Below are 13890 nucleotides of genomic sequence, written 5' to 3'. Positions count from 1 at the left end.
ATGTCTCAAGGTATAGTAACTGTAGCGTATATTGGTGCCACAATATTATTTATCCTGGCCCTCGGGGGTCTGAGCCGTCCGGAGACTTCAAGGCGCGGCAATTTTTACGGCATTTTCGGCATGCTGATGGCCGTCGTTGCCACAATTATCGGTATTGTCGCTGACAATTATTTTATCCTGATTGCAGCCGTCGCCATTGGCGGTACCATAGGAATTACCCTTGCCAAAAAAGTCCAGATGACCCAGATGCCCGAACTCGTTGCGATCCTGCACAGTCTGGTTGGTCTGGCCGCAGTGCTTGTAGGGTATGCCAATTTCATGGACCAGCACAATATTCTTACTGGCATTGACAAAACAATCCACGATGTAGAGACCTATCTTGGAATACTTATCGGTGCCCTCACCTTTTCCGGTTCGATCGTCGCCTTTTTAAAACTGAGCGCCAAGATCAGCGGCAAGCCTCTTTTGCTGCCAGCCCGTCACTGGCTTAACCTTGGTTTACTTGTGGCAGCAACCATACTCGGTGCTGTTTTTGTCAGCCAGTCTGCTGCGGGAAGCGGTACTTTTCCGCTCATCCTTATGACTGTTATCGCCCTTATCTTTGGCGTTCATATGGTCATGGCAATTGGCGGAGCCGATATGCCTGTGGTGGTCTCCATGCTCAACAGTTATTCCGGCTGGGCGGCTGCAGCCACCGGTTTTATGCTCAACAACGATCTGCTCATCGTGGTTGGTGCCCTGGTTGGAAGTAGCGGTGCAATTTTAAGCTACATCATGTGCCGCGCCATGAATCGGAAATTTATTGCCGTTATTGCAGGAGGTTTTGGAACCTCCGGGGGAACAACTGTTGCAGGTTCTGAAGAAGAAGCGGGTGAAATTATAGCCGTTGAAGCAGCAGAAGCGGCGGAACTGCTGCTCGACGCCAAAGAAGTTATGATTATTCCCGGCTACGGCATGGCGGTTGCCCAGGCTCAGCATACCGTACATGAAATTACCCGTAAATTACGGGAAAAAAAGATAAACGTTCGCTTTGGAATCCACCCCGTTGCCGGACGTATGCCGGGCCACATGAATGTGCTTCTTGCAGAGGCAAAGGTGCCCTATGATATCGTTTTTGAACTCGACGAGATAAATGATGATTTCCCCAAGATTGATGTCTCAATCGTCATTGGTGCCAACGACATCGTTAACCCCGCCGCCCAGGAGGTACCAGACAGCCCGATCGCCGGAATGCCTGTTCTTGAATGTTGGAAAGGCAAGACGACCATCGTGTTAAAACGGTCAATGGCAACCGGTTATGCGGGGGTTTCCAATCCGCTTTTCTATAAAGAAAACACCAGGATGCTCTTTGGTGACGCTCGAGAAAGCCTGGATGCGGTATTAAAAAGTATTGATTAACCCCGAAGTGTTGTCCATATGGTATCCTAAACTCAAACCATGCTATCAAAGAGCAAAGAACATCTCTTTGATAGCATGAATCTCTACTGCTGCCGACAATAACAATCTTGACGATCCAATGTTTTTTTATTAATTCAAAACGGAGACCTTAAAAGCGCAGCAGATTGCCATAACATGTATGTAGAAATTCAGATCTGCATATATGCATATTTCGAGTTATGTAATAGGCCAAGCCACCCAGACTCGCACTGGGATGGCTTTTTTTATTTATAACTCTGATATCAAAAATCCGGCAATGACAGCAAAACTCCTTGTTATCGACAATTACGACTCGTTCACCTACAATCTGGTGCAGATGTTCCGCCAGTATCCGCTGGAGATCCAGGTACATCGAAGCGACCAAATAGATGTCGCCGGAGTGGCACACTCTTCTCCCGACTATATCCTCATCAGTCCCGGACCTAAGGCACCAGCAGATGCAGGCATCTCACTGCCTGTGATTGCAACCTACTACAAAGATGTTCCGATATTAGGCGTCTGTCTTGGAATGCAGTGCCTCAACGAAGTGTTCGGTGGTCTCACCACCCGCGCGCCGCAACCCGTGCACGGCAAAACATCTCATATCTTCCACCAGGGTGCAGGTGTTTTCAGGGACCTGCCATCCCCCTTTCGCGCAGCCCGCTATCACTCCCTGATTGTCCAGCCGCGGCCAGATGCCCTGCTAGATCAACTGCTTGTCACAGCAGAAACCAAAGACCAGATTATTATGGGACTGTCACACCGCCACTACCCGCTCCACGGTGTACAGTTTCACCCTGAAAGCTTTCTGACCGACCACAGTTTTCAATTGATAGAAAATTTTTTACGTCTCGGATCCATGGAGAAAATATGATGAACAGTAAAATGAATGCGCTCAGTACATGGGTCGGAAAACTGTCAGGGGTACATATTGAAAACATCGAGCTGCATATTGATTTTCTGGAACTGGCGTCCCGTTTTGCCGACTTGCCAGGCACCGTAGTGCTTATGAGCGGCGGGGATCTCGACTGCGCCCGCTACCATATATTAGGCGCCCTCCCCTGGCTCACCCTCTCAGCCAATATCCGGCAGACTCAGGTTACCATAGACGATCAGGAGCTGATTATCCCAGGTAATCCCTTTGCAGTCCTTCGCCAGTTGCTGGACAGGCTTGCTCTACCCGAAGGTGAATGGCCGGAACCCCTGACAGCTGGCCTTCTGGGCTATTTTTCCTATGACTTAAAAGATTGTCTTGAACAGCTGCCGTGCACAACCGTAGACGATCTCAAACTGCCCGATATGCTGCTCTATGCCCACTCTTTACTGGTTGTCCATGATAAACAGACGAAGACCACACAACTGATGATACCAAAACGAGAGGCTGCCTCCGGATATCCGGATACAGCTGCCTGGCTGGCTGAATTTGATCGTATTGCTGCTGTAAAAAGATCCGAACGTGCCTCGTTTGCAGGTGACAGCGTTGAACTGTCATCAAACTTCAACCAAAGCTCCTATGAAGAGGCCGTGCAGCAGGTGCGCGAATACATCCGTGCAGGAGATGTTTACCAGGTCAATCTTTCCCAGCGGTTTCAGACCCCTTTTACGGGAGATAGTTACAACTTATTTTGCCATCTCTATCAACACAACCCGGCACCTTTTTTTGCCTATGTCCAGGCAGGCAACCATCAGATTGTTTCTACCTCACCGGAGCGTTTTCTGCACCGCAGGGGTTCCAAGGTGGAAGCCCGTCCCATCAAAGGCACCATGCCACGTGGCAGAGGCCCGGAGGAAGACCAGGCCATGCAAGCAGCCCTTGCCGGCAGCGACAAGGATGACGCGGAGTTATCGATGATTGTAGATCTGTTGCGCAATGACATCGGCAAGGTGTGCGCGCCTTTTTCCGTGCGGGTCGCCCGGCACAAGCGCATGGAGGCTTACGAAAACGTCTACCATCAGGTATCAATTGTCGAGGGCGTTCTTGATGCGGGTAAAACTTCTGTTGATCTGATCGAGGCCTCATTTCCAGGAGGCTCCATCACCGGTTGTCCGAAAATCCGCGCCATGGAGATCATTGATGAACTGGAAAGCCATCGCCGTCATCTTTACTGCGGCAGTATCGGTTACCTGAGTTTCCACAACACCATGGATCTTTCCATTGCCATACGTACCGCCACGATTATGGACAGCACCCTCTATTTTTCCGTGGGAGGCGGGATCGTCATCGATTCCGTACCCCAGTTTGAATATGAGGAGACCCTGCATAAAGGAAAAAATCTGATTGAGGCCTGCCAGGGAGGACGGACTCATTCACATTGGCAGCAGGGGTGAAACAGCAACATCCATTGCACAGATACTTGAGTACAAGAGCACTCAAAATCCGTTACATTTTGCAGCGCAACCGGCGAAATGCAGTGGCCTGTTGAGCGTATGCGTTCTGTCCTTACTATACTGTGACTCCTGCCCTGATGCTATCGGCATAGAGCCTGCTTTCTATGTACAGTGAAAGGGAGGCCACCGCACGGTCACAAACTGGAAAAGTCGGAATCCCTTTTCCCAGCAGTGCATCACGAAAAGGATCGTAGAGTCTTCCGCCATCAACCACCGCAATTACGGGAACCTCACTGTTACTGGCCACCTCAGAAAGCAACGATACAATCCCCTTTGCAGCATCCATGGAAAATGCCTGCCCCCGCGTTTTATCAAGGGTATGCATGGCCGGAGATAAGGGATCAAGGCCAACAACAATCGCATCGATGGCACCGTCTTCAGTCAACACCCGGACAATTTCCGCGTGGGCCTCGTCATCTGCAGACGGATTAATATCTAAGGGATTGGACACAGTGACAAGCCTGTCCAGCCCCTTCTCCGCCAGCACTTTTTTAATCTCGCCAGTCGTTGTTGCAGAATAACTCGCCAGTTGCATCTGAAAATCATCTGACTGAATGGAATCTGCCATACCAACAGCCTCAAAGCCTGCGCCACTCATCGCAGCGAGGCGGTTTCCCTTGATTTTTTTCTTGCCTATATTTTCAGCCAGAAGAAAAAGATCCTGAAATTCGGTAAAGGATCTGGCCACGATGGCTCCGGCCTGGCGGATACAGCTCTCACAAACCATATAGTCTCCCGCAAGAGAGGCGGTATGACCGCTGGTGGCTGTCTGGCCCTCCGGGGTGCGCCCAGCCTTGTAAAAAAGGACTTCTTTGCTCATCAGCACAGCTCCACGGACGGCTTTGGCAAATTCAAGACCATCAAGATCATTAAAACCTTCCGCGTAGACAGCAATAACATCAACCTCAGGGGAATCCTTAAAATATTTTGCCATGTCGCCCAGGGTAAGATCGGTCTGATTGCCCATGGAAACGAGATAAGCGGGCGCCAGTTCAGGGCACTGACTGGAGCGATGCAGCATAAATGCACCGCTCTGGCTCACCAGGGCTGCACGGTGAGGCTTGATCTTTCTATTTTTGGGCAGTTTTTCCTCAGGGATAAACCAGGTGTCATACTTACCCGGATGGGATATGACCCCCATGCAGTTTGCCCCTAAAAACACAGGGCCGCCACCTTCTGTTGCGTGGACACCATTAATCTTGGCGATGACCCGCTCGGCCCTCAAGCGACTCTCCTCGTTTTCTCCCATTCCCCCGGGGATTAGCATGACACTGTTGGCACAATCGAGATCAACAATCTCATCGACCAGAACCGGAACCTGTTCCACGCCAATTGCCACAACAAAAAGATCCAGTTTTCCAGGCAGGGATTTAAGGTCAGGCACACACACCACACCATCGATCTCATCTGTTCCCTGCTTGACAATAAAAACCTTTTCCCTGCTGTAGCCCTGCCCCAGAATATTATCGAGAATGATACGACCAAAATTTTTACGCGTGGCTGAAACCCCTATCAAACCAATAGTTTTAGGATGAAGCAAATTGTCGATCTTGGCAACGGGCCTCCTGTTGTCCACTCTTTGTGGCAGTGAAAACTTGCACATGCCATCCAGGGGCACCATCAGAAAATCTGTAAATGCGTACGGATTAATCTCCATTTCCTCAATGACATATTCTGCATCGGGATTGGTGATCGAATAGGTGCATCCCATCTCTATAAAAGAGCTGAAGCATTCAATGAGTTGTTCATCTGTTACAATGCGCCGTTGTCCCCTGGTGAGACCTGCGAGTTTTCTATAGGAAATTGTTTTACGGAAAAGTTCAAAAAAACTCTCACCGTCGGTGAGTTCGCAGGAAGCTGCTATTATAGCCTGGCCTTTACGAAATCTTTTTGCATAGAGCTCCGTATCGGTTCCACCCAGGCCTGCACTGATAATCATGCCAAATTCCCTGGTATTGCGGAGGCCTACAATCAGCTCATTGCCAAAAGCCCCGGAATCAGGCGGCATAAACTGCACCATGAGCACGCCCTGAAGATCACGACTGATTGCTGCAATCAAAGCCTCCCCGGCGAGTCCCCGGTACACGTCCGGCATGCCATCCGGGTTGGCCTGGCACCAGGCAGCATAGTTTTCCGGAACCTCATAGAGCATCCGCCGTATGGAAGACCGTATTTTATTAGGATCTTTCTCAACAACCTGAACACCTTTTACCTCTGTCTTATGAATGATTGTGGGCGAAACGATCTTCAGAACCACTTTCTCACCCGGAAGTGCAAGCAACTCTTCCTCTGAAGGCCTTGCACCCCGTGGAATAAGGATAGATTTCGGGGGTGTTTCGGCACCTGACCTGGCAAGGAGGTTATACACCTCGTACTCAAAAAGAAAGTTGCGATTCTCCTGCTGAGCTCTCTTGAAAAGCTCTGTAATTGCATGAAAATTGATCTGAGTCGTGATTTTAGGTGTCATAATGTTGTCTTGTAAATGTAGTCCACATTTCTCATGAGCATTTTGCTTAAAAACTCAACAGCATGATTTCATTAAAAAAATTTACTGTCGCAGAAAACAGTGGGTTTTTCGTTGCAAAGCAAAAGCTCACCCTTCGGGACAATAAATTTTTATACAGTTGCAGCGCTACAAGCCACTTGCAGTAATGTACTACCGGAGTCTACGCTTCCATGAGAAGGCTTTTGTCTCGACCTGCGAAAAATTGTCTTGATGAGAAATCAGGGCGCGTCCCATCGAAATGATGGAACCGAGCTGTCCCAGGCCTTGTTATGGTTGCACTCCATCTCAATTTTCACCCGGAGTTTACCCTTACAAAAAAAAAATCACCAGAACAGTATTCAATGAAAAAGCAAACAAAGAACACACATCAGTGGCTACAACTTGTATAACAATTTTATACAGCATCTTAGCTTGACATCTTTTATACTCGGTTCGATACATTAGAAAAGGAAGCCCATGCAATCAATTGCAGGATAACACCAATGAAATTTCCCGTAACACTCTTCTTGACCATCATAATGCTGCTCGTCAGCGGTTCCGTCTCTTTTGCCGGCACCAACGCCGGTCCACAGGACCATATTACCTGGTACAGGGCCGATTTCCCCCCGGTGACCATTCCCTCTGGAACCCACACCAATGAGGGTTTTTTCGACAAGGCCATGTATTTTTTAATCGAACGTCTTCCCGAATATGAACACAATTTCCAAACAGCCAATTTCAAAAGGATAGTGGTTGAACTGAAAAACAATAACAATGTCTGTTGCCCATCACTGTATAAAACAAAGGAGCGTGAGGACTTCATTGCTTTTTCACTCCCTGCAATGGTCGTTCTCCCCAACGGCATAATGACTTCCACAAAAAGCCACAACAAGTTAGTGCCCCATATTACTGCAGATGGGCGCATATCTCTTTTGTCACTTTTAAGGGATGACACTATTACGCTAGGAATATCAAGCGGCAGACTTTATTCTGGGGGAATAGACCAAATATTGGAACAATTTGACGGACAGAAAAATCTCCTGGTTCGTTCGGGAAATGATGTTTTCCGCGGTCTGTTACACATGATGAACCTCGGCAGGATAGACTGTCTCATCGGCTATCCCGTTGAAGCTGGATTTTTCGTCAGAGAAAACAACGAGATTAACGATTTTATCTACTATCCGATACAGGAAAGCAATGAACCCTTCACTGTTGGCCATATTGGCTGCCCGAATAACGATTGGGGAAGAAAGGTTATCGGCCAAATTGATGAGATTGTCAAAGAACACAGAGATAAAGAATTTATTCACTTCTATGGGGAGTGGTTAGATGATTCTACCAGAGAAGTTCACAGGAAAATGGCTCAGAAATTTTACGACTCTCTGAACGACTAAGGGCCTTTTTACAAGATATTCTCCTCCCGTCTCCGGCAAATGGTCGTTCTCTGCTTGCTCTGGTTAATGCCAGAATCTCCCCGCTCGGTAACGAGTCGTTTCTCATGCATGCAACAGGCACGACAGCTTTTAACCGGTTCATCAATTTTGTCATATTTTCATGTACAGCAGACTCTCACAAAGCCCTTTTTCCTTGTCTACGACACGCTGCTGAAGTAAGAACAGAGTCAGGTTCCGGATTGCCTCACGGACAAGACACCTGTAGAAAACAGTTTGAAATTATTTGTATTTGTTCAAGGATGATTATGAATATTTATTTTGCTGCACTGCCTTTTTTAAAAGTTTTTGCAGCGTTTGCCCTGATGCTTGCAGGAATGCGTTTCAAAATCGGTCTGGCGGTCTCTATTCTCCTGGGAGGCACATTCATGGGCCTGGCTTTTGGCATGGGCATACTCGATTTGACCACTGTGGGGGGCTTGGCGCTTATCCAGGAGAAGTTTCTCTTTCTCGCCGCCATCGTTGGTCTCATCATGATGCTTTCTGATGGTCTTGAACGTTCCGGACAATCAAAAAGGCTCATGGACTCCCTCTCCAGTTACCTGATCAATCCGAGACTGCGATTAATCTTTTTCCCTGCCTTAATTGGTCTTCTGCCCATGCCTGGAGGTGCAATTTTTTCAGCACCAATGGTTAAAACGGTAGGTGACGAGTTGCAACTCAAGAAAGAGGACCAGGCGGTAATCAACTATTGGTTCCGCCATGTCTGGGAACTGGCCTGGCCACTCTATCCGGGAATCATATTGACTGTCGCACTGGCGGAAATCCCGATCGGCGCCCTCATCAGCAGAACCTGGCCGGGGGTTGTCGCTATGTATATATTTGGCTGGTTTTTCTTTCTGCGAAGAGGAGTACTTGGTGATATCACCGTTTCCCGAGAAATCAGGTCTACGGTGAAAAAACCAAAAACCGTACTATGGGAGGGTTTACCACTGCTGTTTGCCATCTTAGGCGCACTCGGGCTTGAGACACTCATTGACAGGGTTGCCCCAGGCATTCCTTTTGAATGGGGAGTGATTGTGGCACTCGTTGTTGCAATCATCACCATAATGATGCAAAACCGGCTGGGTGCTGTTTTTTTAGGTCAGGTACTCAGTAAAAAAAGTCTCTGGGTGATGCTTGGCGTTGTCGCCGCTATTTTCATCTTCAAGGACATCATGCAAGCAGCGGGTATCGTCGAAGAAATGGCCAATGTTGCAGGCGGTCTTGTTGCTCTTTTTGCCGCTGCTGTTTTTTTGCCTTTGCTGGTGGGGCTGGTGGCCGGGATAAATGTTGCCTTTGTCGGGGCAACATTTCCCCTACTTCTTGGCCTACTGCACAACCTTGGTATGGATTCGCAAACAATCCCTTATCTCGTCATCGCAACCTTTGCCGGGTTTACAGGAGTCATGATTTCACCCATTCACATCTGCTTCGTTCTGACCTGCAATTATTTCGGGGCAAACCTGGTACAGACCTGGCGCAGACTGGTGCCACCTTGTCTCTGCTTGGCCGGTTTTGGTTGCATACTGTTCCTGATAATCAGAGACCTGTAACTTTAAAAAATGAAGCTCCGGTCACTTCGGTTCCGGTCATTTTGAATGACGGTAGCGCTCTTCTTCCTGATAGTAGAGGGGGAAGCCAACCACATCTTTGAGGTGATCAAAGTCGGTAAGTCCATCTGGTATCTCTCCCCGCTGCAATGCCGCCAGAGTTTGCTCAATGGCTGGCAGGATAGCCAATAAAAGAGTGAGAGGGTAGGCAGCGATCTTAAAGCCAATCTCCTCTAACCTGGCTGGTGGCAGTATGGGAGTTTTCCCATGTTCCAACATATTAGCCATTTTGGGGCCATCGGTACAGTTACAGAATGCATGCATCTCTTCTTCACTTTCCGGCGCTTCCATGAAGAGAATGTCTGCACCAATCGCTCGAAATGCCTTTATCCTGCGAATTGCTTCATCCAGGCCATCGGTTGCGCGTGCATCAGTGCGCGCCATGATCAGGATATCTGCACCTTCTTCTCTTGCATCAACTGCAGCCTGTAAACGTCTGCAGGCATCATCAAAGCCTACGACCTCCTTTCCACGGGTATGGCCACAACGCTTGGGCGCCACCTGATCCTCTATCATCACACAAGCAAGACCAGCACCAGCATATTCTTTTACCGTTCGCTTTACATTGAGGACATTGCCATAGCCGGTATCGCCATCCCCAATTACAGGAAAAGTGACAGCCCGGGTGATTGTTCTCGCCTGATCAAGCATTTCCCCAAAACTGATCAACCCTGTATCAGGTAAGGCCAATCTGGCGGCAGATACTGCAAAGCCGCTCATAAACGTGAGCGGAAAACCCGCCCGCTCGATCATTTTTGCTGACAGGGCATCGTAACAGCAGGGCATAGTGATAATCGATGGATCTGCAAGTAATTCGCGCAGGTGCTGTGTCGAAGATTTCATGATTTCATTATAATTTAAAAGGAATGTACAAAACGATGTCCGGAACCAGATAGATAGCGACAACACTGCCAAACATGATGAGAATAAACGGCCAGACACCTCGAACCACTTCGTTGAGTTGTACCTGGCCAACGGCCTGAATCACGAAAAGATTCATACCCACGGGAGGAGTTATCAGGGCACACTCAATCATCACCACAAAAAGAACTCCAAACCAAATGGGATCTATCATCATAGCGCTCAGGGCCGGGTACAATACCGGTACCATGATGAGAAGCATTGAGATGGACTCAAGAAAAAAACCGATAAGGAGCAACACCAGGCAAACCACCAGTATAAACATTCCGGTTTCACCAATATTGTTGGTAATGACCATGGAAATTTCCTGGGGGATCCGATAAAGAGTGATGGCCTTGCCAAAAACCTTTGCTCCGGCGATAATAAGGAAAATTGTCACAGTGGTCGTCATCGACTCCATAACCGCCGCTTTCAATTTATCCCAGGTCATGGTTCTCAGGCAGTAGACTATTATGAGGGAAACCAAAAAACCCACGGCAGCAGACTCAGTTGGCGTAAATACACCAAGATAAATACCACCAATCACAATGCCTGCGAGTAAAAAAGTTGGCAATGCCCGGATGCTCGCTTTTTTTCGTTCCTGCCAGCTTGCTTTTGGGCTCGGTCGATAGCCACCTCCAAAACGCGCATAACCGAGGCAATAAACGATGAAAAGACCCATAAGGAGCAGGCCTGGACCAACACCTGCCATAAAGAGGTCTACAATCGACTCTTCCGTGATGACTCCATAAAGAATCAGAGGAATTGAAGGCGGGATCAGGATCCCCAGCGTACCACCGGCAGCGAGAAGGCCCAGGACAAACGAACGATTATAGCCCCGTTCTGTCATTTCCGGGATAGCCACCGTTGCAATGGTAGCGGCGGTTGCAACCGATGATCCGGAGATTGCCGAAAAAATACCACAACTAAGAATAGTGGCGATACCAAGTCCCCCGGGCCAATGTCCAACCCAGCATTGTACCGCATTAAAAAGATCACGCCCGACCCCTCCTTTTAAGAGGATGTTGGACATAAGTAAAAACAGAGGAACGGCCAGGAGTATAAAACTGTCCGTTGTAGAATAGAGGGCCTGGGGAACCATCACCATGGAAATATCGGCAAGCCAGAGCATGGCCAGACCAAGAATACCAAGAGCAAACGCAACCGGCACACCAAAAAATAAAAGGATGAGAAGAACGAACAGAATCAATCCCGCTATCATTTCCTTCCCCCCTCTTCACAGGTGATATCTGGCCCGTAAAAAAGCTGTACTATTTCCGTCAGTACCTGAAAAAAAAGTAGGCTGAAACCTACAGGGATTGCAAGCTCAGTCATCCACAACGGTACACCAAGCATTGTGGAGGAAGCCCGGCCAATGCGGATCGAATCGAGAACAGTGGTACTGCCGTACCAGACAGCAACCATACTAAAAACTGCAATCAGCGTAAGAGATATGGCTTCACTTATGATACGAAAATACCTTGGCAGTCGATCACGCACAACGGTAATAGCAATCAGTTTCCTGTTTTTCAGAACATATGCAGCAGCAAGGTAGGTTGCCCAAATCTGGAGAAACCTTGACATCTCTTCAACCCAGATGGTTGGTTTAAGAAAGGCATAGCGTGCTACTATTTCGAAAATAATTATGCAGCCGATGGCAAAGTATAGCCATGCAGCAATCCTGCCGCACACGCTACTGATTTTAGAAATAAATACAGGCATCGATGTTTTTTAGCGGGCAGCAGAAAGCCACCCGCTAATCCTTTTATTGTATTACCTAGATATTGCAAGTACCTGGTGTATCATTTTGAAAATACGCTCAAATTAAAAAAATCAAAACAGCGAATAGAATTTTCAGGTACTACTTAATGGCCCTGGCCGCATCAACGACCTGCTGCCCCAGAGGACCGGCATTTTTAACGAAAGCCTCAACAACAGGGGTTGAAAGCTGCTGCCATTGAGCGAGCTGCTCGTCGGTGAGTTGCACCACGTTGATCTTATCCTTTACGAATTCAAAGGCCTCGGTTTCGAGTGTCATCATCTGCTCGCGCAGTTCTTTCTCAACTTTTCGGGCAGCTGCATCCAAGATGGCTTGTTGATCTTCGGTCAGCCCCTGCCATACTTTTTCATTAATGATTACAATAAATTCTATATCAACCATCGATTGAGTTGCTGTGAGATGGTCCATAACCTGAAAGAGTTTCCGGCTTTTTACCGCAGTAACACCGGTAAGTCCAACATCAACAGTTCCCCTTTGGTAGGCGAGAAATTGCTCGGATCCGGAAATCGACGTGGGAGCCCCCCCTGCCGCATTAATCAGTTCTCCCAGAGTTTTGGAGAAAACTCTGACTTTTTTGCCTTTAAGATCATCGGGAACAACCACAGGGGTATCTTTGCTCAAAATGACGGAACCACCGTACGCCTGCCACCACAAAACCCGGGCGCCAGTGGCCAAAATGGCATCGTCGAGTGGCTGACGGACGGGGCTGCCTTTGGCTACCGCTTTATTTAGCGCCTCTTGACTTCTGAAGAGAAACGGAACGTAAAAGAGATCGACCGCAGGGATCGTCCCGGCAAACTGACTGACGGAAGCAACGCCCATTTCTACTGCACCGGAGGCGACAGCTTGCGGAACTTCACTATCTTTATATAATTGAGCCGAAGGATAAATCTCAAGTTTGATCTCACCACCAGTTTTAGCCGCAACCTCGTCTGCAAACGCCTGAACATTTTTACCCAGATGGTGCGCGGCCGGAAGCTGTAGAGTTAAACGTAAGACCTTCTCTGCCTGGGCAGTAGAGGCAATAATGAGCAGTATCGCAGTTGCCATCAATATTTTCCGTAGCATACCAATTTCTCCTTAGTTTAGTTATTCAACCGAAGGGACAAAGTAGTCCCTCCATTACTCTCCCCTTACTACGCAACCTGTCATTGAATACATGCCGTGAACCAGCATTTTCAAGGGCGTTTTTATTACAAGTTCAACAACCTGATTTTATTAAAAAAAAGACCATCTCAAAAAAACAGTGTGTTTTTCGTTGCACATCAAAAGCTCACCCTTCGGGCCAATGGAGTTTTTCCGCAGGTGCAGCGTCACACGCCATTTGCGGTAGTTTACTACCGGAGTCTACGCTTACCTGCTTCATGGCTTGAGTCTCAACCTGCGATAAACTGTATTGATGAGAAATCCAGGTTAAAAAACATAAATTATTTGTAACGATTAGAACTTTCACAGATCGTGGTCTTTTTTACGACCCTTTAAAAGGCTGGTTATTTTTACCTTCAAGGCCACCACCTGTCAATCTAAAGTCTATTTATTTCGATAATTTGAAGATACAATTAACTGAACATACAATACGACCATCTCAATGCCTCTTACCAAAACAGACCAGCCACCCTGAGAAATAAATAACCTTATAACAATATTTTACGTACTTCATTTCACAAGAGCAACACTCCCATCCAATCTACCTGTACAACTTTCTCAACTCGACTTAAAAACAGATTCACGAGTTCTGCTACGTGATCCTGAGCCTCGCTCATTGGGCCTATACTGCTGTAATCTCATTAAATAACTGTAAGAAAAAAACAAACCATCAGAACAGAGTACGGTATAGCCATAAACTGCAACGGGGTATACACTTGGTCGGAGAATTTT

At 47.8% G+C, this 13890-nt stretch carries 10 protein-coding genes; 5 read left to right on the top strand and 5 right to left on the bottom strand.

Going from position 1 to position 13890, the window contains the following annotated elements:
- The 3 genes from pntB to pabB all read left to right on the top strand — a co-directional run bounded on the left by pntB (position 1) and on the right by pabB (position 3744).
- Positions 1-1398 (top strand): Re/Si-specific NAD(P)(+) transhydrogenase subunit beta, encoded by a 1398-nt coding sequence (gene pntB / locus FCL48_RS20655; RefSeq protein WP_136875217.1) that lies wholly within the window; start codon positions 1-3, stop codon positions 1396-1398.
- Between the two features lie 253 nt (positions 1399-1651).
- Positions 1652-2290 (top strand): aminodeoxychorismate/anthranilate synthase component II, encoded by a 639-nt coding sequence (locus tag FCL48_RS20650; RefSeq protein ID WP_240744906.1) that lies wholly within the window; start codon positions 1652-1654, stop codon positions 2288-2290.
- The gene (gene pabB / locus FCL48_RS20645) at positions 2287-3744 is read left to right on the top strand and encodes an aminodeoxychorismate synthase component I (RefSeq protein ID WP_136875215.1); all 1458 of its coding nucleotides are present in this window, start codon (positions 2287-2289) and stop codon (positions 3742-3744) included. Before FCL48_RS20650 ends, pabB begins: the two co-directional genes overlap by 4 nt.
- 115 nt (positions 3745-3859) lie before the next feature.
- On the opposite strand, the gene FCL48_RS20640 is transcribed toward pabB, so the two are convergent.
- A complete protein-coding gene (locus FCL48_RS20640; RefSeq protein ID WP_136875213.1) occupies positions 3860-6271 on the bottom strand; it encodes an acetate--CoA ligase family protein in 2412 nt (803 codons plus the stop codon).
- Between the two features lie 521 nt (positions 6272-6792).
- On the opposite strand from FCL48_RS20640, the gene FCL48_RS20635 reads away from it, so the two are divergent.
- Together FCL48_RS20635 and FCL48_RS20630 are read left to right on the top strand one after the other, a co-directional pair.
- Positions 6793-7683, top strand: coding sequence for a TIGR02285 family protein (locus FCL48_RS20635; protein ID WP_136875211.1), 891 nt, complete (start codon positions 6793-6795; stop codon positions 7681-7683).
- A 305-nt stretch (positions 7684-7988) separates the two neighbouring features.
- On the top strand, positions 7989-9275 hold the full coding sequence (locus FCL48_RS20630; protein WP_136875209.1) for a DUF401 family protein: 1287 nt from the start codon (positions 7989-7991) through the stop codon (positions 9273-9275).
- Between the two features lie 36 nt (positions 9276-9311).
- Here FCL48_RS20630 and FCL48_RS20625 read toward each other — a convergent pair whose 3' ends face one another.
- The 4 genes from FCL48_RS20625 to dctP all read right to left on the bottom strand — a co-directional run bounded on the left by FCL48_RS20625 (position 9312) and on the right by dctP (position 13080).
- Entirely contained in the window at positions 9312-10175 is an 864-nt protein-coding gene (locus FCL48_RS20625; protein ID WP_136875207.1) for an oxaloacetate decarboxylase, read from the bottom strand.
- Positions 10176-10182: 7 nt separating this feature from the next.
- Positions 10183-11454, bottom strand: coding sequence for a TRAP transporter large permease (locus FCL48_RS20620; RefSeq protein WP_136875205.1), 1272 nt, complete (start codon positions 11452-11454; stop codon positions 10183-10185).
- A complete protein-coding gene (locus tag FCL48_RS20615) occupies positions 11451-11954 on the bottom strand; it encodes a TRAP transporter small permease (protein WP_136875203.1) in 504 nt (167 codons plus the stop codon). The genes FCL48_RS20620 and FCL48_RS20615 overlap by 4 nt, the downstream gene beginning before the upstream one ends.
- A gap of 139 nt (positions 11955-12093) precedes the next feature.
- Entirely contained in the window at positions 12094-13080 is a 987-nt protein-coding gene (gene dctP, locus FCL48_RS20610) for a TRAP transporter substrate-binding protein DctP (protein WP_136875201.1), read from the bottom strand.
- Positions 13081-13890 lie beyond the last annotated feature (810 nt).

Source organism: Desulforhopalus sp. IMCC35007 (assembly GCF_005116575.1).
GTDB lineage: Bacteria > Desulfobacterota > Desulfobulbia > Desulfobulbales > Desulfocapsaceae > Desulforhopalus_A.
Note: the sequence above shows the minus strand (reverse complement) of the source record. Positions and strands in the feature narration are given on the sequence as shown.

Coding starts and splice junctions, on each gene's coding strand:
- pabB (WP_136875215.1), top strand. CDS start 2,287: ATGATGAACAGTAAAATGAATGCGCTCAGTACATGGGTCGGAAAACTG.
- FCL48_RS20625 (WP_136875207.1), bottom strand. CDS start 10,175: ATGAAATCTTCGACACAGCACCTGCGCGAATTACTTGCAGATCCATCG.
- FCL48_RS20640 (WP_136875213.1), bottom strand. CDS start 6,271: ATGACACCTAAAATCACGACTCAGATCAATTTTCATGCAATTACAGAG.
- FCL48_RS20630 (WP_136875209.1), top strand. CDS start 7,989: ATGAATATTTATTTTGCTGCACTGCCTTTTTTAAAAGTTTTTGCAGCG.
- FCL48_RS20650 (WP_240744906.1), top strand. CDS start 1,652: ATGGCTTTTTTTATTTATAACTCTGATATCAAAAATCCGGCAATGACA.
- FCL48_RS20635 (WP_136875211.1), top strand. CDS start 6,793: ATGAAATTTCCCGTAACACTCTTCTTGACCATCATAATGCTGCTCGTC.
- FCL48_RS20615 (WP_136875203.1), bottom strand. CDS start 11,954: ATGCCTGTATTTATTTCTAAAATCAGTAGCGTGTGCGGCAGGATTGCT.
- FCL48_RS20620 (WP_136875205.1), bottom strand. CDS start 11,454: ATGATAGCGGGATTGATTCTGTTCGTTCTTCTCATCCTTTTATTTTTT.
- dctP (WP_136875201.1), bottom strand. CDS start 13,080: ATGCTACGGAAAATATTGATGGCAACTGCGATACTGCTCATTATTGCC.
- pntB (WP_136875217.1), top strand. CDS start 1: ATGTCTCAAGGTATAGTAACTGTAGCGTATATTGGTGCCACAATATTA.